Source organism: Citrobacter sp. 21OH12SH02A-Citro (assembly GCF_027919895.1).
GTDB classification, from domain to species: Bacteria; Pseudomonadota; Gammaproteobacteria; order Enterobacterales; family Enterobacteriaceae; genus Citrobacter; species Citrobacter braakii.
Genome location: NZ_CP114801.1, coordinates 1,239,921 through 1,262,949 on the forward strand (window position 1 = coordinate 1,239,921; position 23,029 = coordinate 1,262,949).

Consider the following 23,029-nt stretch of genomic DNA (forward strand, 5'->3'; position numbering starts at 1 on the left):
TTGAATAATTGAGGGATGACCTCATTTAATCTCCAGTAGCAATTTTGACCTGTTATGGGAGGAGTTATGCGTCTGGATCGTCTTACTAATAAATTCCAGCTTGCTCTTGCCGATGCCCAGTCACTCGCATTGGGGCACGACAATCAATTCATCGAACCACTTCATCTAATGAGCGCCTTGCTGAATCAGGAAGGGGGATCGGTACGTCCTTTATTAACGTCTGCTGGCATTAATGCTGGCCAGTTACGTACAGCCATTGACCAGGCGTTGAGCCGGTTGCCGCAGGTAGAAGGTACCGGTGGTGATGTGCAGCCTTCTCAGGATCTGGTGCGTGTACTGAATCTTTGCGACAAGCTGGCGCAAAAACGTGGGGACAACTTTATTTCGTCAGAACTGTTCGTACTGGCGGCGCTTGAGTCACGCGGTACGCTGACCGATTTACTAAAATCAGCAGGTGCGACGACCGCGAATATCACTCAGGCAATTGAACAAATGCGTGGAGGTGAAAGCGTGAATGACCAGGGGGCTGAAGACCAACGTCAGGCCTTGAAAAAATATACCGTCGACCTGACCGAACGTGCCGAGCAGGGCAAACTCGATCCGGTTATCGGCCGTGATGAAGAAATTCGCCGTACCATTCAGGTACTGCAGCGTCGTACTAAAAATAACCCGGTGTTAATCGGCGAACCAGGTGTTGGTAAAACGGCCATCGTTGAAGGGCTGGCCCAACGAATTATCAATGGTGAAGTGCCGGAAGGCTTAAAAGGTCGCCGTGTGCTGGCGCTGGATATGGGTGCGCTGGTGGCTGGGGCCAAATATCGTGGTGAGTTTGAAGAACGCTTAAAAGGCGTGCTGAACGATCTCTCGAAACAGGAAGGCAATGTCATCCTGTTTATTGATGAGCTGCATACCATGGTTGGGGCGGGTAAAGCCGATGGCGCAATGGACGCCGGGAACATGCTGAAACCGGCGCTGGCACGCGGGGAACTGCACTGTGTAGGTGCAACAACGCTTGATGAATATCGCCAGTACATCGAAAAAGATGCGGCGCTGGAACGTCGTTTCCAGAAAGTATTTGTGGCCGAACCTTCAGTAGAAGACACCATCGCGATTCTGCGTGGCCTGAAAGAACGTTATGAGCTGCACCACCATGTGCAGATCACTGACCCGGCGATTGTTGCGGCAGCTACGCTGTCTCACCGCTATATTGCCGATCGTCAGTTGCCGGACAAAGCTATCGACCTTATCGATGAGGCAGCATCCAGCATTCGTATGCAGATTGACTCCAAGCCGGAGGAACTCGACAGACTCGACCGCCGTATTATCCAACTCAAACTGGAACAGCAGGCATTAATGAAAGAGTCTGATGAGGCGAGTAAAAAACGTCTCGATATGCTCAACGAAGAGCTGGACGATAAAGAGCGCCAGTATTCTGAATTAGAAGAAGAGTGGAAAGCTGAAAAAGCATCCCTTTCGGGAACGCAAACTATCAAGGCTGAGCTGGAGCAGGCGAAAATCGCCATCGAACAGGCGCGTCGTGTCGGCGACCTGGCGCGGATGTCTGAACTGCAGTACGGCAAAATTCCTGAACTGGAAAAACAGCTGGAAGCAGCCACCCAGTCTGAAGGCAAAACCATGCGTCTGCTGCGTAATAAAGTCACGGATGCAGAAATTGCAGAAGTGCTGGCGCGCTGGACCGGGATCCCGGTTGCTCGCATGCTGGAAGGCGAACGGGAAAAACTGTTGCGTATGGAGCAGCAGTTGCACAGCCGCGTGATTGGCCAGAACGAAGCGGTGGAAGCCGTTTCTAACGCCATCCGTCGTAGCCGTGCTGGCTTGTCCGATCCGAATCGCCCGATTGGTTCGTTCTTGTTCCTCGGCCCAACCGGTGTCGGTAAAACTGAACTGTGCAAAGCGCTGGCAAACTTTATGTTCGACAGTGATGATGCCATGGTGCGTATCGATATGTCCGAGTTTATGGAGAAACACTCGGTGTCTCGTCTGGTCGGGGCGCCTCCGGGATATGTCGGCTATGAGGAAGGTGGATATCTGACAGAAGCGGTACGTCGTCGTCCTTACTCTGTCATCCTGCTGGATGAAGTGGAGAAAGCGCACCCGGATGTGTTCAATATTCTGTTGCAGGTGCTCGATGATGGTCGTCTGACTGACGGGCAGGGGAGAACGGTCGACTTCCGTAATACGGTTGTCATCATGACCTCGAACCTGGGGTCCGATCTGATTCAGGAACGCTTCGGTGAGCTGGACTACGGCCACATGAAGGATATGGTCCTGGGCGTCGTGAGCCATAATTTCCGCCCGGAATTCATCAACCGTATAGATGAAGTTGTTGTATTCCATCCGTTGGGTGAGCAGCACATTGCTTCTATTGCACAGATCCAACTGCAACGTCTGTATAAACGTCTGGAAGAGCGTGGCTATGAAATTCATATCTCTGACGAGGCGCTTAAACTGCTGAGTGCGAATGGTTACGATCCGGTGTATGGCGCACGTCCACTCAAACGTGCTATCCAGCAACAGATCGAAAACCCGCTGGCGCAGCAAATTCTGTCTGGTGAGCTGATTCCTGGCAAAACGATTCGGCTGGAAGTGAATAACGATCGCATTGTGGCAGTGCAGTAAGTCACAAAACGACAATAAACGAGCCCTGCGGGGCTCGTTTTTGTTTAAAAACAAAGCAAAAAGCAATGTAGCGGTTGAAAAGTAGCCGCTTGATAAGTTTTTTGTATTTTTAACTTGTCAGCCTGAAATAACTCCCTATAATGCGCCTCCACTGACACGGAACAACGGATTACAAACCGCCGGGTCAGCGGAGAAAAGCGAAAATAAACGCTTGACTCTCCAGTGGGATGGCGTAATATGCACACCCCGCGCCGCTGAGAAAAAGCGAAGCGGCACTGCTCTTTAACAATTTATCAGACAATCTGTGTGGGCACTCGAAGATACGGATTCTTAACGTCGCAAGACGAAAAATGAATACCAAGTCTCTGAGTGAACACGTAATTCATTACGAAGTTTAATTCACGAGCATCAAACTTAAATTGAAGAGTTTGATCATGGCTCAGATTGAACGCTGGCGGCAGGCCTAACACATGCAAGTCGAACGGTAGCACAGAGGAGCTTGCTCCTTGGGTGACGAGTGGCGGACGGGTGAGTAATGTCTGGGAAACTGCCCGATGGAGGGGGATAACTACTGGAAACGGTAGCTAATACCGCATAACGTCGCAAGACCAAAGAGGGGGACCTTCGGGCCTCTTGCCATCGGATGTGCCCAGATGGGATTAGCTAGTAGGTGGGGTAACGGCTCACCTAGGCGACGATCCCTAGCTGGTCTGAGAGGATGACCAGCCACACTGGAACTGAGACACGGTCCAGACTCCTACGGGAGGCAGCAGTGGGGAATATTGCACAATGGGCGCAAGCCTGATGCAGCCATGCCGCGTGTATGAAGAAGGCCTTCGGGTTGTAAAGTACTTTCAGCGAGGAGGAAGGTGTTGTGGTTAATAACCACAGCAATTGACGTTACTCGCAGAAGAAGCACCGGCTAACTCCGTGCCAGCAGCCGCGGTAATACGGAGGGTGCAAGCGTTAATCGGAATTACTGGGCGTAAAGCGCACGCAGGCGGTCTGTCAAGTCGGATGTGAAATCCCCGGGCTCAACCTGGGAACTGCATCCGAAACTGGCAGGCTAGAGTCTTGTAGAGGGGGGTAGAATTCCAGGTGTAGCGGTGAAATGCGTAGAGATCTGGAGGAATACCGGTGGCGAAGGCGGCCCCCTGGACAAAGACTGACGCTCAGGTGCGAAAGCGTGGGGAGCAAACAGGATTAGATACCCTGGTAGTCCACGCCGTAAACGATGTCGACTTGGAGGTTGTGCCCTTGAGGCGTGGCTTCCGGAGCTAACGCGTTAAGTCGACCGCCTGGGGAGTACGGCCGCAAGGTTAAAACTCAAATGAATTGACGGGGGCCCGCACAAGCGGTGGAGCATGTGGTTTAATTCGATGCAACGCGAAGAACCTTACCTACTCTTGACATCCACGGAACTTGGCAGAGATGCCTTGGTGCCTTCGGGAACCGTGAGACAGGTGCTGCATGGCTGTCGTCAGCTCGTGTTGTGAAATGTTGGGTTAAGTCCCGCAACGAGCGCAACCCTTATCCTTTGTTGCCAGCGATTCGGTCGGGAACTCAAAGGAGACTGCCAGTGATAAACTGGAGGAAGGTGGGGATGACGTCAAGTCATCATGGCCCTTACGAGTAGGGCTACACACGTGCTACAATGGCATATACAAAGAGAAGCGACCTCGCGAGAGCAAGCGGACCTCATAAAGTATGTCGTAGTCCGGATTGGAGTCTGCAACTCGACTCCATGAAGTCGGAATCGCTAGTAATCGTGGATCAGAATGCCACGGTGAATACGTTCCCGGGCCTTGTACACACCGCCCGTCACACCATGGGAGTGGGTTGCAAAAGAAGTAGGTAGCTTAACCTTCGGGAGGGCGCTTACCACTTTGTGATTCATGACTGGGGTGAAGTCGTAACAAGGTAACCGTAGGGGAACCTGCGGTTGGATCACCTCCTTACCTTAAAGAAACGTTCTTTGTAGTGCTCACACAGATTGTCTGATGAAAAGTAAATAGCAAGGCGTCTTGCGATTGAGACTTCAGTGTCCCCTTCGTCTAGAGGCCCAGGACACCGCCCTTTCACGGCGGTAACAGGGGTTCGAATCCCCTAGGGGACGCCACTTGCTGGTATGTGTGAGTGAAAGTCGCCGACCGAAGTATCTCAAAACAGATTTTCGAGTCTTGTTTGAGATATTTGCTCTTTAAAAATCTGGATCAAGCTGAAAATTGAAACGATACACTGTTTCATTTCTCCGTAAACAAGAAATGAAAAGCGGTGTGTCCGAGTCTCTCAAATTTTCGCAACACTGAAGTGTTTTACGAAACATCTTCGGGTTGTGAGGTTAAGCGACTAAGCGTACACGGTGGATGCCCTGGCAGTCAGAGGCGATGAAGGACGTGCTAATCTGCGATAAGCGTCGGTAAGGTGATATGAACCGTTATAACCGGCGATTTCCGAATGGGGAAACCCAGTGTGATTCGTCACACTATCATTACGTGAATACATAGCGTAATGAAGCGAACCGGGGGAACTGAAACATCTAAGTACCCCGAGGAAAAGAAATCAACCGAGATTCCCCCAGTAGCGGCGAGCGAACGGGGAGCAGCCCAGAGTCTGAATCAGCATGTGTGGTAGTGGAACGGTCTGGAAAGTCCGACGGTACAGGGTGATAGTCCCGTACACAAAAGTGCATGTGTTGTGAACTCGAAGAGTAGGGCGGGACACGTGGTATCCTGTCTGAATATGGGGGGACCATCCTCCAAGGCTAAATACTCCTGACTGACCGATAGTGAACCAGTACCGTGAGGGAAAGGCGAAAAGAACCCCGGCGAGGGGAGTGAAAAAGAACCTGAAACCGTGTACGTACAAGCAGTGGGAGCCTCTTTATGGGGTGACTGCGTACCTTTTGTATAATGGGTCAGCGACTTATATTCTGTAGCAAGGTTAACCGAATAGGGGAGCCGAAGGGAAACCGAGTCTTAACTGGGCGTTAAGTTGCAGGGTATAGACCCGAAACCCGGTGATCTAGCCATGGGCAGGTTGAAGGTTGGGTAACACTAACTGGAGGACCGAACCGACTAATGTTGAAAAATTAGCGGATGACTTGTGGCTGGGGGTGAAAGGCCAATCAAACCGGGAGATAGCTGGTTCTCCCCGAAAGCTATTTAGGTAGCGCCTCGTGAACTCATCTTCGGGGGTAGAGCACTGTTTCGGCTAGGGGGTCATCCCGACTTACCAACCCGATGCAAACTGCGAATACCGAAGAATGTTATCACGGGAGACACACGGCGGGTGCTAACGTCCGTCGTGAAGAGGGAAACAACCCAGACCGCCAGCTAAGGTCCCAAAGTCATGGTTAAGTGGGAAACGATGTGGGAAGGCACAGACAGCCAGGATGTTGGCTTAGAAGCAGCCATCATTTAAAGAAAGCGTAATAGCTCACTGGTCGAGTCGGCCTGCGCGGAAGATGTAACGGGGCTAAACCATGCACCGAAGCTGCGGCAGCGACACTATGTGTTGTTGGGTAGGGGAGCGTTCTGTAAGCCGTTGAAGGTGTGCTGTGAGGCATGCTGGAGGTATCAGAAGTGCGAATGCTGACATAAGTAACGATAATGCGGGTGAAAAACCCGCACGCCGGAAGACCAAGGGTTCCTGTCCAACGTTAATCGGGGCAGGGTGAGTCGACCCCTAAGGCGAGGCCGAAAGGCGTAGTCGATGGGAAACAGGTTAATATTCCTGTACTTGGTGTTACTGCGAGGGGGGGACGGAGAAGGCTATGTTAGCCGGGCGACGGTTGTCCCGGTTTAAGCATGTAGGCGGAGATTCCAGGTAAATCCGGAGTCTTGTTAACGCTGAGGTGTGATGACGAGGCACTACGGTGCTGAAGTAACAAATGCCCTGCTTCCAGGAAAAGCCTCTAAGCATCAGGTAACACAAAATCGTACCCCAAACCGACACAGGTGGTCAGGTAGAGAATACCAAGGCGCTTGAGAGAACTCGGGTGAAGGAACTAGGCAAAATGGTGCCGTAACTTCGGGAGAAGGCACGCTGATATGTAGGTGAAGTGATTTACTCATGGAGCTGAAATCAGTCGAAGATACCAGCTGGCTGCAACTGTTTATTAAAAACACAGCACTGTGCAAACACGAAAGTGGACGTATACGGTGTGACGCCTGCCCGGTGCCGGAAGGTTAATTGATGGGGTTATCCGTAAGGAGAAGCTCTTGATCGAAGCCCCGGTAAACGGCGGCCGTAACTATAACGGTCCTAAGGTAGCGAAATTCCTTGTCGGGTAAGTTCCGACCTGCACGAATGGCGTAATGATGGCCAGGCTGTCTCCACCCGAGACTCAGTGAAATTGAACTCGCTGTGAAGATGCAGTGTACCCGCGGCAAGACGGAAAGACCCCGTGAACCTTTACTATAGCTTGACACTGAACACTGGTCCTTGATGTGTAGGATAGGTGGGAGGCTTTGAAGTGTGGACGCCAGTCTGCATGGAGCCAACCTTGAAATACCACCCTTTAATGGCTGGTGTTCTAACGTAGACCCGTGATCCGGGTTGCGGACAGTGTCTGGTGGGTAGTTTGACTGGGGCGGTCTCCTCCTAAAGAGTAACGGAGGAGCACGAAGGTTAGCTAATCCTGGTCGGACATCAGGAGGTTAGTGCAAAGGCATAAGCTAGCTTGACTGCGAGAGTGACGGCTCGAGCAGGTGCGAAAGCAGGTCTTAGTGATCCGGTGGTTCTGAATGGAAGGGCCATCGCTCAACGGATAAAAGGTACTCCGGGGATAACAGGCTGATACCGCCCAAGAGTTCATATCGACGGCGGTGTTTGGCACCTCGATGTCGGCTCATCACATCCTGGGGCTGAAGTAGGTCCCAAGGGTATGGCTGTTCGCCATTTAAAGTGGTACGCGAGCTGGGTTTAGAACGTCGTGAGACAGTTCGGTCCCTATCTGCCGTGGGCGCTGGAGAATTGAGGGGGGCTGCTCCTAGTACGAGAGGACCGGAGTGGACGCATCACTGGTGTTCGGGTTGTCATGCCAATGGCATTGCCCGGTAGCTAAATGCGGAAGAGATAAGTGCTGAAAGCATCTAAGCACGAAACTTGCCCCGAGATGAGTTCTCCCTGACCCTTTAAGGGTCCTGAAGGAACGTTGAAGACGACGACGTTGATAGGTCGGGTGTGTAAGCGTAGCGATACGTTGAGCTAACCGATACTAATGAACCGTGAGGCTTAACCTTACAACGCCGAAGGTGTTTTGGCGAAAGAGACATCGAAATTCAGCTTGATTACAGATTACATCGACATGCGAAAAGCGTGTTGATAAACAGAATTTGCCTGGCGGCTGTAGCGCGGTGGTCCCACCTGACCCCATGCCGAACTCAGAAGTGAAACGCCGTAGCGCCGATGGTAGTGTGGGGTCTCCCCATGCGAGAGTAGGGAACTGCCAGGCATCAAATAAGTGAAGAAGCCCATCCTGCCGGATGGGCTTTTTTGCGTCTGCAGGGAGTGAAAACTGCCGGGTGCAGCGTACCGTTTTATCCAGCCCATAAAAGCCCACTCTATTTCAAACCGATTTTTCTCTTTCTCGAACATATCTGAATCCTTTCTCTGCTAATGAAAACCGTGATCTTTCTCTCATAATAATTTATAACAATTATATAACATTTATTTCACCAAAAAAGACACAACCACCATTGATAAATTAATGCAATCGTTGGCAGGGGTACAATTCTAATGGCTGATAGCAGTGTAACTGAGAACGGGGCGCTGGCAGACGGCGATACTCGGCGTCGTATATGGGCGATTGTCGGAGCATCATCAGGGAATCTGGTCGAATGGTTTGATTTCTATATCTATTCTTTCTGCTCTCTCTATTTTGCTCATATCTTTTTTCCATCAGGAAACACCACCACGCAACTCTTACAAACAGCCGGAGTTTTTGCTGCAGGCTTTCTGATGCGACCGATTGGCGGCTGGCTGTTTGGTCGCATCGCGGATAAGCACGGGCGTAAAAAGTCGATGCTGCTATCAGTTTGTATGATGTGTATGGGATCGCTGGTGATCGCTTGTCTTCCGGGATATGAAACCATCGGTACCTGGGCTCCTGCTCTATTGCTGCTGGCTAGGTTATTTCAGGGGCTGTCTGTGGGTGGTGAATACGGGACCAGCGCTACCTATATGAGTGAAGTAGCCGTTGAAGGTAAGAAAGGTTTTTATGCTTCCTTCCAGTACGTGACGTTAATCGGCGGGCAGTTACTGGCACTGCTGGTTGTGGTCATATTACAGCAAACGTTAGAAGACTCAGCGCTAAGATCGTGGGGTTGGCGTATTCCATTTGCGTTGGGCGCCGTACTGGCTATTGTTGCGTTATGGCTGCGTCGACAGTTGGATGAAACCTCGAAACAGGACGTTCGCGCGCTGAAAGAAGCTGGCTCTCTGAAAGGTCTGTGGCGTAATCGCAAAGCCTTCATCATGGTGCTTGGCTTTACCGCTGCTGGCTCGCTGTGTTTTTACACGTTCACAACCTACATGCAGAAGTACCTGGTTAACACTGCCGGTATGCATGCCAACGTAGCCAGTGGGATTATGACGGCGGCACTGTGTGTGTTTATGCTGGTGCAACCGTTGTTCGGTGCCTTGTCAGATAAAATTGGCCGACGTACTTCAATGCTGTGTTTTGGCGCGTTGGCCGCGATTTTCACCGTCCCCATTCTGACAGCGTTGCAAAGCGTGACGTCTCCGTATATGGCGTTTGCTCTGGTGATGTGTGCTTTGCTGATTGTGAGTTTCTATACGTCAATCAGCGGTATTCTGAAGGCCGAGATGTTCCCGGCACAGGTGCGCGCTCTGGGGGTTGGATTATCTTATGCGGTGGCCAATGCTCTGTTTGGTGGCTCAGCCGAATATGTTGCGTTATCCCTGAAGTCTGTCGGTATGGAAACAACATTCTTCTGGTACGTTACAGCACTGGCAATAGTCGCATTTTTGGTATCGCTGATGCTGCATGGGAAGGGGAAAGGTCTGCGCCTCTAGTGATGTGCCAGTTGCCAGACCGCATAGCCGGTAGACGCACCTGCAACATCCCAGGCGAAGTCTTTCCAGCTCCAGCCGCTCCCAGCGGGACGGCTGTCCCATAACTCTTTTGACGCGCCCAGGCTGACAGAGAACATCAGGCCGATAGCCGCGCTGCGATCGCGGCTGTTGCCCTGATGTTGAGCATATTCGTTTCCAGCTGCGGAGAGCATAGCGGAGGCGATAAAGTGTTGAGCCTTGTCTTGTCCGCTCCAGCGGTCGTTTGCCATGTGGCTGCAGCCAGAAATGGCCAGGATACTGAAAAGAATAAACAAGCGCACCGTTGCCTCCATAGGAAAAACCCCGTCACTGGACGGGGTCTTGGTTACAGAATACGGCTAATTAATCTGTCGATACGGATACGGCGTAGTCGACGGATGAGCTTACGCACTTTGACTGGATAGTCGGCAATGCTTTGCAGGTCGCGATAGTGCTTAACGACGGTGGTATGCGTGCGAATAAGCTCCAGTTCTTTATCGCGCTGGGGAGTCAGCTCTTGCTTCGGATCGTGGATAAGGATGGCGTTTTCCAGATCCAGACGCCAGGCGCGAGGGTTAAGGTTGTTGCCGGTGAGCAGCATCCATTTATCATCAACCCACATGCCTTTCAGATGATAGGTGTTGTCATCATCTTTCCATAAGCGCACGACCAGTTGGTCGGTATTCACGTAATATTGCAGTCTGCTCAGGAAACGGCGCAGGTTAATTTCATACAGGTAGGGCAGCGCGCCGATGATTTTAAATGGCTCATCTTCTGGAATGAAAAAGTCGTTGGCGGTTTTATCACCGACAATGATCTCGACCTTTTTGCCTTCACGCAGCAGCTGAATGATATTGCGCACCAGTATAGCGGGCAGGTTGAAATAAGGGGTACAGATTGTGAGCTTGTGCTCCGCGCAGGGCATAAGGTGGAAAATGGTCTTATTTAACAGACTGGATTTTCCAAGGCCTACCAGAGGCGTTACCGAGAGCTGTTCATTATCCGCATCACCCTGAAAATGGAATGACGCATCGCGCAGTTCCTGGCGGTACAGGCGGATGTCGTTTTTAATTTCCGGGCTTTTAGGGCGATTAATATCATCAAGGCGATTAACGCCGCGACCGTTCATCAGGTTCTGCGTGACCCAATCGAACATGATATCGGCCATTTGCGCGTTGCGAATCAACTGATAACGGTCATAGCGATATTTATCATGCTGATGCAGATAAACATCATTCAGGCTGGCCCCGCTATACAGGACGCTGTCATCGATGATAAAGCCTTTAAAATGCAGGACGCCAAGCGCTTCTCGGGTGTTAATCGGAACACCGTAGACAGGAATATCAATACCTGGGTTTTCTTGTGCCATTCGGCAATACCAGTCAGCGTTGGTATTCGATGCCGCAGCACCAATACGTCCGCGCTGGGCTCGGTGCCAGTCGACAAGCACCCGGACATCCAGTTCAGGACGCTGCCGTTTTGCCGCATAGAGCGCGTCGAGTATGCCTTTGCCACCGTCATCCTGTTCCAGGTACAGCGCAATAATGCAGATCCGTCGCGTCGCGCTGGCTATTTTTTCCAGCAGAGTCTCCCTGAAATTAGCGGGAGCATAAAAGAAATCTACATCATCAACTGACTGAGAAATCTTGGGTAGTTGGGCAAGGTGTTGTTGATGTTTATTACGCTTAAATTTTGACAACATCACAGTGCATTTCTTCTCTGTTCATTGAAGGGTCCTCTGTGCTATGCAGACGACATAAGCGGGTAATGATACCACCAGTACCTATTAATGTGGTCAACATTTCCAGTACCTTACTCACGATTCCTCAAATTGGGCCAGATTAAGCGTTAGCCCAACAATTCCCTCTTCGAGTTGGACGTCAACAGCGAACCCGAGTTTCCGGGCCAGGGCGACCATCCCACGATTGTTTGGCATCGTAATACCATTCAAACGTCTAAGTCCGTGATCTCGGGTATATGCAATTAATTTTTCCATCAACCGGCGACCCAGTCCAAGCCCTTTGAGATCTGAACGAACCAGCACGGCGAACTCGGCGTCAATGTTATCAGGATCCGAGATTGCTCGCGTTACGCCGAGGATCTCTTGCTGATTGTTTTTACAGCGTACCGCAACAAAGGCCATTTCCCGATCGTAGTCGATCTGCGTCATATTGGCTAAATCTTCGTGGGTAAATTCGTTGATCTCACTGAAATAGCGATAATAAAGATCTTCTTTTGTTACCTGAGAAATGAACTGCTGCAGATGAGGTTCATCCTCGGGCAAAATAGGGCGGAACAAGCAACGCTCGCCGTTCTTCAACTCCACCCATTCTTCAAGCTGATGGGGGTAGGGACGTATAGCCAGCCTGCTTTCGTTATCGCCCGTGAAAGGGGCAATGTCCAGCGTGACATCCAGCGCGGTAAATTCACCGGCGGAGGCCAACAGCGGATGAATATCCAGACGCTGAATTTCCGGACAATCGACGATCAGATTGGAGACCTGCACCAGAAGCTGACTTAACCCGGCGATATCCAATGGGCGTAATGCGCTGCGAGCGCGGATCTTTTTATTTTTGATCCCCTGGATCACCAGATAACGCGCCAGATTCATGTTCAATGGCGGCAACGCCACCACGGCCTGCTCTTCTGGTCGCCACTCAACTCCGCCTTCACCAAGCATAATCAACGGGCCAAATACCGGGTCGTGTTCAACGACGACGCGCAGCTCCTGAGCGCCAGCGCGATTCGCCATACTTTGTACTAATAAACCGTGAATGCGCGCCTGCGGCCAGGCCATTTTTACCCGATCAAAAATCGCATTGGCTGCCTGCTGCACCTCTGTTGCCGTCCGCAGGTAGAGCATTACCCCCTGAACTTCTGATTTATGCGGGATATCAGGAGAACGCAGCTTTAGCGCCACCGGGTAACCGATTTGCTCCGCGATGTGTACGGCTTCAGCGCTGTCGCTGGCGATCCACGTCGGCAGCGTGTGTAAGCCATAGGCTTGTAAAATCGGCTGCACTTCATGGGTATCCAGCGACGTTGCTCCTTCAGCAATCGCCTGCTGTAACAGATTATGCGCCTCGGCGGTGTTGGTGGTCAGGTAGTCGGGCAGCGCAGGGGTTTCCCGCAGTTGCTTCTGGTTACGCCGGTACTCCACCATATGCATAAACGCGGTGATGGTGCCTTCTGGCGTGCGGTAGGTAGGTAATCCGGCTTCGCTAAACAGTCTACGGGCTTCCTGGGAGGAAAACTCTCCGCACCAGTTGGTCAGCAACGAGACGAACTTACCGCGGGGATGACGTTTTACCGCCTCGATTAACGCTTGCGCGCTTTCTGTTCCCGGGGCGGCTGCGCTGGGTGAGTGAATCACCATCAGTGCGTCGAAATCCTGGCTGGCGAGCAAGATATCCAGCGTCTTAACGTAGTGTTCGCTGCTGGCGTCATCACGCAGATCCAGCGGGTTGGCGATATCAATATGTTCAGGTAACGCATCGCGTAATTTCTGGCAGGTATCTTCACTCAGTGTCGCCAACTTGCCATTTTTTGACCACAGCTCATCTAATGCCAGTGCGGCAGGCGCGGCCCCATTACTGATGATCATCAGCCTGTCGCCGCGCAGTGGACGCATGTGGCTCAGGGTTTCTACCGCAGAGAAGAGCTCGTGAGTGTCTTGTACGCGTAATAAACCGGCGCGCTGGATAGCTGCGTCCCACGCAGGGTCCATCCCTGCACTGGTATGCAGTAAACGCTGTGCAGCCGGACTGCGACCACTCTTAATCACCAGAATGGGTTTATTGCGCGAGGCGCTACGGGCGGCGGAGACAAAGCGCCGGGCATCACTTAAATGTTCGAGATACAGTAATATCGCGCTGGTTTTACTGTCGCGCGCCAGGTAATCCAGCAGTTCATCAACGTCGATATCAAGGCTGTCGCCCAGCGCGATAAACCAGGAAAAACCCATGTCGCGCTGCTGCGCCCAGTCCAGAATGGTGTTGGAAATCGCCGCTGACTGGGAAATAAATGCCAACTTACCGCGCTTGATGGGGACGGGGGAAAAGCTGGCGTTAAGCCCCTGCCAGGGCGCGAGAAGTCCCAGGCTGTTTGGGCCGAGGAGACGTATGTTGTAGCGTGCGGCGCAGGCCAACAATTCCAGGTGCTGCGATGCGGGAGCTGAAAGAATAATGCAGGTTTTACAGCCTTTCTCGCCAAGCGCTTCGAGTAATGCCAGGTTGCGGCTGGCATTGGTGCACAACACGGCAAGGTCTGGGCTAAAAGGCAGGCTGTTGATATTGGGCCAGGCCAGGACGCCCAACACCGCTTTCCATGCTGGCGTCACTGGTAAAACAGGTCCATTGAAACCGCCGGCAAGCAGGTTACGCATCATCAGGTAACCTGCGCGATTAGGCTTCATTGACGCCCCAATCACCGCAATGGATTTCGGTCGCAGTAGTGCTTCCAGACCACGCTGACTCATATCGGCTTCCTTAATGACACCAGTGACCGAATGATTTTAAACGCTTTCTGGCGAGTCTGCTGTGACGCTTCCCTGATGTTGAGTTTTTCCTGCCAGGTAGCGGGTTTTAAAGCGAGTGAAATGTTCGCTCAACCCCTCCGCGGCTTGCGTATCGCCCGCCAGATCCAACAACGCGATGGCCACTTCGGCAGTACAGTATTGCCCTTCGGCGTGAATGCCACGCAGGTGGTAAGCGGAAAGTCGCGATAAATCAACGGAGATCACCGGCAGGTTATCAAGGTACGGGCTTTTGCGGAACATTTTACGCGCTTCAGGCCAGGTACCATCAAGCATGATAAACAACGGCGGTTTACCGGCTGGTGGAGCGAAAATCACTTCACGCTCTTCGCCCGCATAGGATGCCGGGAATACAACCATCGGCTGGTAATCCGGATTTTTCACCAGTTCGAGCAGCGCCTGCGGCGGTTCGGTGCGTGACCACTGAAACGCCGTGGTATCGGGCAAAATATCGGCAATCAAACGTCCCGTGTTGCTGGGCTTCATCGGCTCGGTATCAAACATCACCAGACAAAAGCGGCTTTTGGCCTCAGACGGCACCAGCGTTGCGCACAAGCAGAGCTTCAGCGGCAGCAGGCAGCGCTGACAGCGGCGAATGCGATTACCTCGGGCAAGGAAAGGGCGCGTGGCGCGCGCGAGGCGCTCAGCGCGTAACTGAAGAACAGCGTTATCGGTCATGGGAGAACACGTTGAAAAACGCTATTGTCGCAGAGGTGAAAACGGGGCACAAGATGCGCCCCGTAGAGATTATAATGATTCGTTAAGCCAGCTATCAAACGGGGCTTTAGGTACGGCGCCATTAAGCATGTCGACGATTTCACCTTTTCTGAAGATCATAATGGTCGGGATGCTGCGGATACCGAAACGGGCGCTGAGTTCTCGCTCGGCTTCTGTATTCACTTTAACAAAACGCACTTTACCGCTACGCTCTTCCGCGACATCTTCAAAAATCGGGGCGAAGTTACGGCATGGACCACACCAGGGGGCCCAAAAATCAACCACCACCGGGAGATCGTCTTTTAACAGTTTATCCAGTGTTTCACCGGTCGCATTGATCACCTCCCCATCAAACAGGTCGTGACCACAGCGTCCGCATTTAGCCGCTTCCTGGACACGATCGTCGGGGATGCGGTTGATAGCCTGGCAGCTGGTACAAACGGTATTCATAACTAACCTCTGGATGAGTGGAGTGGACTTCACGGCAGTAACACCAGTATGTTTCTATTATGTTACATATTATCGGGGAGTCTGTTCTAAACAACAATACGTTTTATTCAATGAGTACAATAGTCCTTAGCTTTTAAATGAAATAATGGCTAACGACGTGCACATCGGGTAATCTTCGCGCTTCGCGCAGAGCAGGTGGAGAAAAACATGAGCGACGAACTGAAGAATAAAAACGGCAAGGTCAAAGTGATGTACGTCCGCAGTGACGATGACTCGGACAAACGCACCCAAAATCCACGTACTGGTAAAGGCGGCGGTCGCCCCGGTACTTCCCGAGCCGAAGGCGGTCGTCGCCCTGCCCGTGATGACAGAAAGGGTCCGAACAGCGAACGTGGTCGTGAACGTGGTCGTGGCCGCGATGTAGAACGCGACCGTGGACGTGAAGATTCACCATGGCGTACCGTGTCCCGCGCACCGAATGATGATGCAGCAGACAAAGCCGATCACGGTGGTATCAGCGGCAAAAGCTTTATCGATCCTGAAGTATTACGTCGTCAGCGCGCGGAAGAAACCCGCGTTTACGGTGAGAATGCCTGTCAGGCTCTGTTCCAGAGTCGTCCGGACGCTATTGTTCGCGCCTGGTTTGTTCAGAGCGTAACCCCGCGCTTTAAAGAAGCATTACGCTGGATGGCGGCGAACCGCAAAGCCTACCACGTGGTTGACGAAGCCGAGCTGGCGAAAGCCTCCGGCACTGAACACCATGGCGGCGTCTGTTTCCTGATCAAAAAACGTAACGGTACCACTGTTAAGCAGTGGGTTGGTCAGGCCGGGGCGCAGGATTGCGTGCTGGCCCTGGAAGACATTGCTAACCCGCACAACCTGGGCGGCATGATGCGTAGCTGCGCGCACTTCGGTGTGAAAGGCGTAGTGGTACAGGATGCGGCGCTGTTGGAATCAGGTGCGGCTATCCGCACCGCTGAAGGCGGAGCTGAGCACGTTCAGCCGATCACCGGTGACAGTATTGTCGATGTGCTGGACGACTTCCGTAAAGCGGGTTACACGGTAGTGATGACCTCAAGCGTGAAAGGCAAGCCGCTGTTTACTACCACGTTGCCGGAAAAAATGGTGCTGGTATTAGGGCGTGAGCGTGAGGCTCTGCCAGAAGCAGCATGCTCAGCCGACGACCTGTGTGTGGCGATAGACGGTACGGGGAACGTAGAAACGCTCAACGTTTCTGTCGCGACCGGCGTGCTGCTCGCGGAGTGGTGGCGTCAGAACAAAGCCTGATAATAAAAATGCCAGCGATTCGCTGGCATTTTTTTACTCGCTTTCTGCTGGTAATACCGGCGTCCAGTCAATCGGCTTTTCACCTCGCTGTTCCAGCCACTCATTAGCCAGTACAAAATGATTGCAGCCAAAGAAACCGCGATGCGCAGAGAGCGGTGATGGGTGCGGCGCTTTCAATACATGGTGACGCTGCGCATCAATAATCGCACCTTTCTTTTGTGCGTGTGAACCCCAGAGCAGGAATACCACGCCTTCCCGATGTTGGTTAATCAGGCTGATGACTTTATCGGTAAATGTTTCCCATCCCAGACTGGCGTGCGAATGTGCCTGCCCGGCACGGACGGTAAGCACGGTGTTGAGTAACAGCACACCCTGGCGTGCCCAGCTTTCCAGATATCCGTGCGTTGGGCGTGTGAAGCCAGGAATCGTTGCTTCCAGCTCTTTGTACATGTTCAGCAACGAGGGCGGGGTGGCAATACCGGGGCGGACAGAAAACGCGAGACCGTGTGCCTGGCCCGGACCGTGGTAAGGATCCTGACCCAGGATGACGACTTTCACGTCGCAAAGTTCGGTAAAGCGAAAAGCGTTGAATACATCTTTTTGTGGCGGATAAATTGTCATACCTGACTGACGCTCGCCCGCCACAGTATGCAGCGTGTTAACAAAATAAGGCTGCTGTTTCTCTTCTGCCAGCACATCGTGCCAGGTTAATTCGGTGGCCATCTCGCTCTCCTGCGAATTTTCAATCCCCCTAGCTTAACTGCTTCTTTCGACGTCGCAAAATTCTGTACGTTTCTCAAGGGTCTACCCCTTAAAGATAGTTGAAAATTTATGTAAAAAGTTTAGCTGTGCATGTGGCGTAAGTTGATGTAAAACAATAAAATCCACCTATCACCACTTTCCGTGTGTGGTTTTTATTGATTTAAATCAAAGATTCGAGGGTGTGTGAGGGGTATATATACACTCAAGCAACAATGGTTTTACCAATTGGCCGGATGACGGCCAACCGAGATCAAATAATTTTGCCGGGGAGGCATCAAATGATTACAGGTATCCAGATTACTAAAGCTGCAAATGACGACCTGCTGAACTCTTTCTGGCTGCTGGACAGCGAAAAAGGCGAAGCACGCTGCATCGTTGCGAAAGCAGGTTTCAATGCTGATGAAGTCGTTGCTGTCAGCAAACTGGGTGAAATCGAATACCGTGAAGTACCGGTAGACGTACAGCCGGAAGTCCGTGTGGAAGGTGGTCAGCACCTGAACGTGAACGTTCTGCGCCGCGAAACTCTGGAAGATGCAGTTAAGCATCCGGAAAAATATCCGCAGCTGACCATCCGTGTTTCTGGTTATGCCGTGCGTTTCAACTCTCTGACGCCAGAACAGCAGCGCGACGTTATTGCTCGTACCTTTACTGAGAGCCTGTAAGGCTCACGGGGAATAACCCCGTCTGGCAGAGAATCTGAAAGCGGAAGATGCCAACGTATCTTCCGCTTTTCTGTGCACAAAAAATGCCGGGCTAAACGGCCCGGCATTCGGTTTACTCTTTGTCGGACTGCTGGGTAGCAGCTCCGCTCGGCTTACGGCGTTTGCCGACATTTTTGGCGTCGCGGTGACGTTTTTTCACTCGCGGTTTCTCTTTCTCTTTCGCTTTTTGCTCGGCGCGCTTCGCCAGCACTTTCTTGGATGGCTTACCGTTAGATTTCTCACTTGGCGCGCGCGTGGTTGGACGCAGTTCGTCGATGACGCGTGCTTTCAGTGGCTCGTCAATATAGCGGCTCGCTTTGCCGAGCAGCAGATGGTCGTGGGCTTCAACCAAAGAGATCGCAGTACCTTTACGGCCTGCACGACCGGTACGGCCAATGCGGTGCAGATAGGCATCGCCACTGCGCGGCATGTCGAAGTTAAACACGTGGCTGACGTCAGGAATATCGATCCCACGAGCGGCAACGTCGGTTGCTACCAGCACGTTCACACGACCATCGGTCAGGCGTTTGATCGCTTCATTACGTTTGTTCTGCACCATCTCGCCTTCGAGATAGCAGTTATTAATGCCCGCCTGGCGCAGCCAGCCTGCCAGCTCGTGCACACGCTCGCGTTTACGTACGAAGACAATCGAGCGGGTCGCTTCCGGCTGTTTTAACAAATGGATCAGTAGGGCAGTTTTGTGCTCGATGTCATCGGCACGGTAGTAAAACTGATGAATCTTCTTGCGTTCGCGGGTAGACGGATCCGCCGAAACTTCGACCGGATCCTCCAGCAGACGCTCAGCAAAATCTTTGATCGCATCTCCTTCCAGCGTGGCGGAGAACAGCATAGTTTGCTTACGCCAGCGGGTTTCTCCAGCGATATGCTCGATGTCCTGGGCAAAGCCCATGTCCAGCATGCGGTCTGCTTCATCGAGGATTAGTGTCTCAACCGCATGGCAGTCGAAGTTTTCTTCTTTAATGTACTGCAGCAGACGACCGGTAGTGGCGACCACGATGTCCTGGTTTTCGCTAAAGACTTCCATGTGGTTCATGTAAGCCACGCCGCCGGTAATCGTGGCGATATCCAGATGCGTATTCTTCGCCAGTTCACGGGCGTGTTCGGCAACCTGCATCGCCAGTTCGCGCGTCGGTGTCAAAATCAAAATGCGCGGCGGGCCAGATTTCTTGCGCGGGAAGTCGAGCAGGTGCTGCAACGCTGGCAGCAAATATGCCGCCGTTTTACCGGTGCCTGTCGGCGCAGAACCGAGTACATCACGGCCATCGAGCGCAGGCGGAATGGCGGCAGCCTGAATGGCGGTCGGGCGAGTGAAACCTTTTTCCTGGAGGGCATCCAGAAGGCTTTCATCGAGTTCAAGTTCGGAAAAAGTCGTTACAGTCATGTTCTACCTCTGAGTGGGGCGCTGATTATAGACGTTACGGCTGCAATCTTCATCTGTTTGTATGGATATACCTTCTCAGGTATTGTTTTTATCCTATGTTATCGTTTTTTTTCCAGGAAGGTTGTTCTTCATGCCCCAGTCTACATCCGTACTTAGACGTAATGGATTTACTTTTAAGCAGTTTTTTGTGGCACACGATCGTTGTGCAATGAAAGTCGGAACGGACGGCATTTTATTGGGGGCCTGGGCCCCTGTTGCTGGCGTAAAGCGGATCCTGGATATTGGTACCGGGAGCGGCCTGTTGGCGCTGATGCTGGCCCAGCGCACAGATGAAAACGTCATCATTGACGCTGTGGAGCTTGATGTTGATGCCGCGCAGCAGGCGCAGGAGAACATCGCGCAATCCCCGTGGATGCATCGCGTGAACGTTCATACGGAAGATGTGCAGCAGTGGGTACCGCGCCAGACCGTGCGCTTTGATTTGATCATCAGCAACCCTCCCTATTATGAACTGGGAGTGGAATGTGCCACGCCGCAGCGCGAGCAGGCTCGCTACACCACCACGCTCGATCATCAAGTATTGCTGACGCTGGCGGCAGACAGCATTACGGAAGAAGGTTTTTTTTGTGTGGTGCTGCCCGAACAGATTGGTAACGCATTTTCCCAGCAGGCACTGGGCATGGGCTGGCATCTGCGATTGCGCACGGATGTAGCAGAAACCGAGGCCCGACTACCGAATCGGGTACTGCTGGCATTCTCCCCGCAGGCCGGGGAGTGCTTTAGTGACAGGCTGGTGATCCGTGGGCCAGACCAACGTTACTCTGAAGGTTACACGGCGCTGACCCAGGCGTTTTATCTGTTCATGTGATGACTTAGCGGCGAGAGAATGGACGGGCCCGCCTCTGGAAGCTGTTCTGGATAATCCAGCGTATAGTGCAGGCCCCGACTCTCTTTACGCATCATCGCGCAGCGGACAATCAGCTCAGCAACCTGCACCAGATTGCGCAGTTCCAGCAAGTTGTTCGACACGCGGAAATGAGCGTAATACTCGTCGATTTCCTGTTGCAACATGGTGATACGGCGCAGGGCGCGCTCCAGACGTTTAGTTGTGCGCACGATACCGACGTAATCCCACATAAATAGCCGCAGCTCATGCCAGTTATGCTGAATCACAACCAGTTCATCCGGGTTTTCTACCCGGCTTTCATCCCAATCCGGGAGGGTGCTGACGCTGCGAGCATAAGGCATTCGCCTGTCGATATCTTCAGCCGCGGACCAGCCGTAAACCAGGCACTCCAGTAATGAGTTTGACGCCATCCGGTTGGCTCCATGCAGGCCGGTGTAACTCACTTCGCCGATCGCATACAGTCCGTCGACATCTGTACGGCCAAAGTCATCCACCATCACGCCGCCGCAGGTATAGTGCGCGGCAGGAACGATGGGAACCGGCTCTTTGGTCAAATCGATGCCCAGCCCCAGCAATTTTTCATAAATCATCGGGAAATGCTGACGAACAAATTCTTCCGGTTTATGGCTGATGTCGAGAAACATGCAGTCAGCGCCCAGGCGCTTCATTTCGTGGTCAATGGCGCGGGCAACAATATCGCGGGGAGCCAGTTCGCCACGCTCGTCAAAATCGGGCATAAAGCGCGAACCGTCCGGGCGCTTCAGATGTGCGCCTTCGCCACGCAGCGCCTCGGTTAGCAGAAAGTTGCGCGCCTGCGGATGATACAGCGCCGTCGGGTGAAACTGGTTAAATTCCAGATTGGCGACACGGCATCCCGCGCGCCAGGCCATCGCAATCCCGTCACCCGAGGAAATATCTGGATTGGTGGTGTATTGGTACACCTTTGACGCGCCGCCGGTGGCCAACACTACTGACTTGGCATGGCAGGTTTCTACGGCTTCTTTATTACGGTTCCAGATCCAGGCTCCGACAACCCGACGCGTTCCCGGCAGACCGATTTTATCGGAGACAATCAGATCGACGGCATTACTGCGCTCAAGAACCCGTATGTTGGGGTGATTTTGTGCCTGGCTGACGAGGGTGGTTTCGACTTCTTTACCGGTGGCATCCGCAGAGTGCAGAATGCGTCGATGGCTATGACCGCCTTCACGGGTCAGGTGATAGCACTCCTCACCGTTGGGCTGAACCTGCGTATCAAATAAGACGCCCTGATCGATAAGCCACTGAACGCAGGTGCGGGCATTGCTGGCGACAAATTCAACCGCATGGCGATCGCACAGGCCGGCCCCGGCAATCAGAGTATCTTCAACGTGGGAATCGATGCTGTCGGTTTCATCAAACACCGCGGCAATACCGCCCTGGGCATAAAATGTCGAGCCTTCGCTGACCGGACCTTTGCTCAGGACAATAACCTGATGTTTTTCGGCCAGGCGCAGCGCCAGTGAGAGTCCGGCAGCCCCGCTGCCAATGATCAGCACGTCACAGGATAATTCAGGAGTCGTATTCATGATTTTTGTTTAATTTACTAAACATTGTTTGGTCACCATAGCACCACATTGCGCGATACTGCACGTTTTATTTTTAAATGTGTTGCAGTGACTAAACATGAAAAAAAAGCATGACGAGGACGAAATGAGCAAAAATATTTTGTGAAGCAGGCCGTTAGCACCAGATTATGTGATGAAATAAAGTGGCCGTTGGGTTACTCTGCAAGCGGTGAAATGGGCATTTCTAAACAGATAGTGCGTCGATCGGATTATGTAGACTTATAATGAGAGATAAGACCTGTCTACAACATGACAAACAAAAAACAATGCGTAACGGAACTTTACGAAACTTGAGCACTCTAAGCATTTGCTTGCTCATAGTGAAGCTGATGGAGTGGCGTTTCGAAGGCGCGTGGAAATTTGGTTTGGGGAGACTTTACCTCGGATGAGCGAGCAGTTAACGGACCAGGTCCTGGTAGAACGGGTCCAGAAGGGAGATCAGAAAGCCTTTAACCTACTGGTAGTGCGCTATCAGCATAAGGTGGCGAGTCTGGTTTCTCGCTATGTACCGTCGGGCGATGTACCCGATGTAGTACAAGAAGCATTTATCAAGGCCTATCGTGCGCTGGACTCGTTCCGGGGAGATAGTGCTTTTTATACCTGGCTGTATCGTATTGCAGTCAATACAGCGAAGAATTACCTGGTCGCTCAGGGGCGTCGTCCACCTTCCAGTGATATTGATGCGATTGAAGCAGAAAATTACGAAAGTGGCGGTGCGCTGAAAGAAATTTCGAACCCTGAGAACTTAATGTTGTCAGAAGAACTGAGACAGATAGTTTTCCGGACTATTGAGTCCCTCCCGGAAGATTTACGCATGGCAATAACCTTGCGGGAGCTGGATGGCCTGAGCTATGAAGAGATAGCCGCTATCATGGATTGTCCGGTAGGTACGGTGCGTTCACGTATCTTCCGAGCGAGGGAAGCTATTGATAATAAAGTTCAACCGCTTATCAGGCGTTGACG

The 23,029-nt window shown here is 52.3% G+C and carries 15 protein-coding genes, 1 tRNA gene and 3 rRNA genes; 11 read left to right on the forward strand and 8 right to left on the reverse strand.

What is annotated here, in order from left to right; genetic code table 11:
- Nucleotides 1-66: 66 nt before the first annotated feature.
- The 6 genes from clpB to O6D90_RS06025 all read left to right on the forward strand — a co-directional run bounded on the left by clpB (nucleotide 67) and on the right by O6D90_RS06025 (nucleotide 9,681).
- Nucleotides 67-2,640, forward strand: coding sequence for an ATP-dependent chaperone ClpB (clpB, locus tag O6D90_RS06000; protein ID WP_016157182.1), 2,574 nt, complete (start codon nucleotides 67-69; stop codon nucleotides 2,638-2,640).
- A 416-nt stretch (nucleotides 2,641-3,056) separates the two neighbouring features.
- A 16S ribosomal RNA gene (locus tag O6D90_RS06005) occupies nucleotides 3,057-4,598 on the forward strand.
- Nucleotides 4,599-4,683: 85 nt separating this feature from the next.
- Nucleotides 4,684-4,759: transfer RNA gene (locus tag O6D90_RS06010), tRNA-Glu, on the forward strand.
- A gap of 220 nt (nucleotides 4,760-4,979) precedes the next feature.
- A 23S ribosomal RNA gene (locus tag O6D90_RS06015) occupies nucleotides 4,980-7,886 on the forward strand.
- Between the two features lie 96 nt (nucleotides 7,887-7,982).
- Nucleotides 7,983-8,098: ribosomal RNA gene (rrf, locus tag O6D90_RS06020) — 5S ribosomal RNA — on the forward strand.
- Together the 16S, 23S and 5S rRNA genes with 1 tRNA gene alongside form the textbook arrangement of a ribosomal RNA operon.
- Nucleotides 8,099-8,382: 284 nt before the next feature.
- Nucleotides 8,383-9,681: an MFS transporter gene (locus O6D90_RS06025; protein WP_016154060.1), complete on the forward strand. Its 1,299-nt coding sequence runs from the start codon at nucleotides 8,383-8,385 to the stop codon at nucleotides 9,679-9,681.
- On the opposite strand, the gene O6D90_RS06030 is transcribed toward O6D90_RS06025, so the two are convergent.
- From O6D90_RS06030 to trxC, 5 genes are all read right to left on the reverse strand, one after another.
- Nucleotides 9,678-9,950, reverse strand: coding sequence for a YfiM family lipoprotein (locus O6D90_RS06030; RefSeq protein ID WP_231040545.1), 273 nt, complete (start codon nucleotides 9,948-9,950; stop codon nucleotides 9,678-9,680). The two genes, O6D90_RS06025 and O6D90_RS06030, sit on opposite strands and share 4 nt — an antisense overlap.
- 95 nt (nucleotides 9,951-10,045) lie before the next feature.
- Nucleotides 10,046-11,401, reverse strand: coding sequence for a CDP-diacylglycerol--serine O-phosphatidyltransferase (gene pssA, locus O6D90_RS06035; RefSeq protein WP_003835350.1), 1,356 nt, complete (start codon nucleotides 11,399-11,401; stop codon nucleotides 10,046-10,048).
- A gap of 114 nt (nucleotides 11,402-11,515) precedes the next feature.
- A complete protein-coding gene (locus O6D90_RS06045) occupies nucleotides 11,516-14,176 on the reverse strand; it encodes a bifunctional acetate--CoA ligase family protein/GNAT family N-acetyltransferase (protein ID WP_016157179.1) in 2,661 nt (886 codons plus the stop codon).
- 36 nt (nucleotides 14,177-14,212) lie between these two features.
- Complete coding sequence (gene tapT, locus O6D90_RS06050) at nucleotides 14,213-14,911, reverse strand: tRNA-uridine aminocarboxypropyltransferase (protein ID WP_016154057.1); 699 nt, start codon at nucleotides 14,909-14,911, stop codon at nucleotides 14,213-14,215.
- A gap of 69 nt (nucleotides 14,912-14,980) precedes the next feature.
- Nucleotides 14,981-15,400 (reverse strand): thioredoxin TrxC, encoded by a 420-nt coding sequence (gene trxC / locus O6D90_RS06055; RefSeq protein WP_003037559.1) that lies wholly within the window; start codon nucleotides 15,398-15,400, stop codon nucleotides 14,981-14,983.
- Nucleotides 15,401-15,607: 207 nt separating this feature from the next.
- Here trxC and O6D90_RS06060 point away from each other — a divergent pair, with 207 nt between their 5' ends.
- Nucleotides 15,608-16,687 (forward strand): tRNA/rRNA methyltransferase, encoded by a 1,080-nt coding sequence (locus tag O6D90_RS06060; protein WP_016157178.1) that lies wholly within the window; start codon nucleotides 15,608-15,610, stop codon nucleotides 16,685-16,687.
- A 33-nt stretch (nucleotides 16,688-16,720) separates the two neighbouring features.
- Here the strand turns inward: O6D90_RS06060 and ung are convergent, their stop codons facing one another.
- Nucleotides 16,721-17,410: a uracil-DNA glycosylase gene (gene ung / locus O6D90_RS06065; RefSeq protein ID WP_016157177.1), complete on the reverse strand. Its 690-nt coding sequence runs from the start codon at nucleotides 17,408-17,410 to the stop codon at nucleotides 16,721-16,723.
- 317 nt (nucleotides 17,411-17,727) lie between these two features.
- On the opposite strand from ung, the gene grcA reads away from it, so the two are divergent.
- The gene (grcA, locus tag O6D90_RS06070; RefSeq protein WP_003037563.1) at nucleotides 17,728-18,111 is read left to right on the forward strand and encodes an autonomous glycyl radical cofactor GrcA; all 384 of its coding nucleotides are present in this window, start codon (nucleotides 17,728-17,730) and stop codon (nucleotides 18,109-18,111) included.
- Between the two features lie 112 nt (nucleotides 18,112-18,223).
- Here the strand turns inward: grcA and srmB are convergent, their stop codons facing one another.
- Nucleotides 18,224-19,552, reverse strand: coding sequence for an ATP-dependent RNA helicase SrmB (gene srmB, locus O6D90_RS06075; protein WP_016157176.1), 1,329 nt, complete (start codon nucleotides 19,550-19,552; stop codon nucleotides 18,224-18,226).
- A 130-nt stretch (nucleotides 19,553-19,682) separates the two neighbouring features.
- On the opposite strand from srmB, the gene trmN reads away from it, so the two are divergent.
- The gene (gene trmN / locus O6D90_RS06080; RefSeq protein WP_016157175.1) at nucleotides 19,683-20,420 is read left to right on the forward strand and encodes a tRNA(1)(Val) (adenine(37)-N(6))-methyltransferase TrmN; all 738 of its coding nucleotides are present in this window, start codon (nucleotides 19,683-19,685) and stop codon (nucleotides 20,418-20,420) included.
- On the opposite strand, the gene nadB is transcribed toward trmN, so the two are convergent.
- Nucleotides 20,405-22,027 carry an L-aspartate oxidase gene (nadB, locus tag O6D90_RS06085; protein ID WP_016157174.1) on the reverse strand — a complete coding sequence of 541 codons (1,623 nt, stop codon included), beginning with the start codon at nucleotides 22,025-22,027 and terminating at the stop codon, nucleotides 20,405-20,407. The genes trmN and nadB overlap by 16 nt on opposite strands.
- A 305-nt stretch (nucleotides 22,028-22,332) precedes the next feature.
- Between nadB and rseD the strand changes: the two genes are divergently transcribed.
- Entirely contained in the window at nucleotides 22,333-22,455 is a 123-nt protein-coding gene (gene rseD / locus O6D90_RS06090) for a rpoE leader peptide RseD (protein WP_223306697.1), read from the forward strand.
- Nucleotides 22,452-23,027 (forward strand): RNA polymerase sigma factor RpoE, encoded by a 576-nt coding sequence (gene rpoE / locus O6D90_RS06095; RefSeq protein ID WP_003037573.1) that lies wholly within the window; start codon nucleotides 22,452-22,454, stop codon nucleotides 23,025-23,027. Before rseD ends, rpoE begins: the two co-directional genes overlap by 4 nt.
- Nucleotides 23,028-23,029 lie beyond the last annotated feature (2 nt).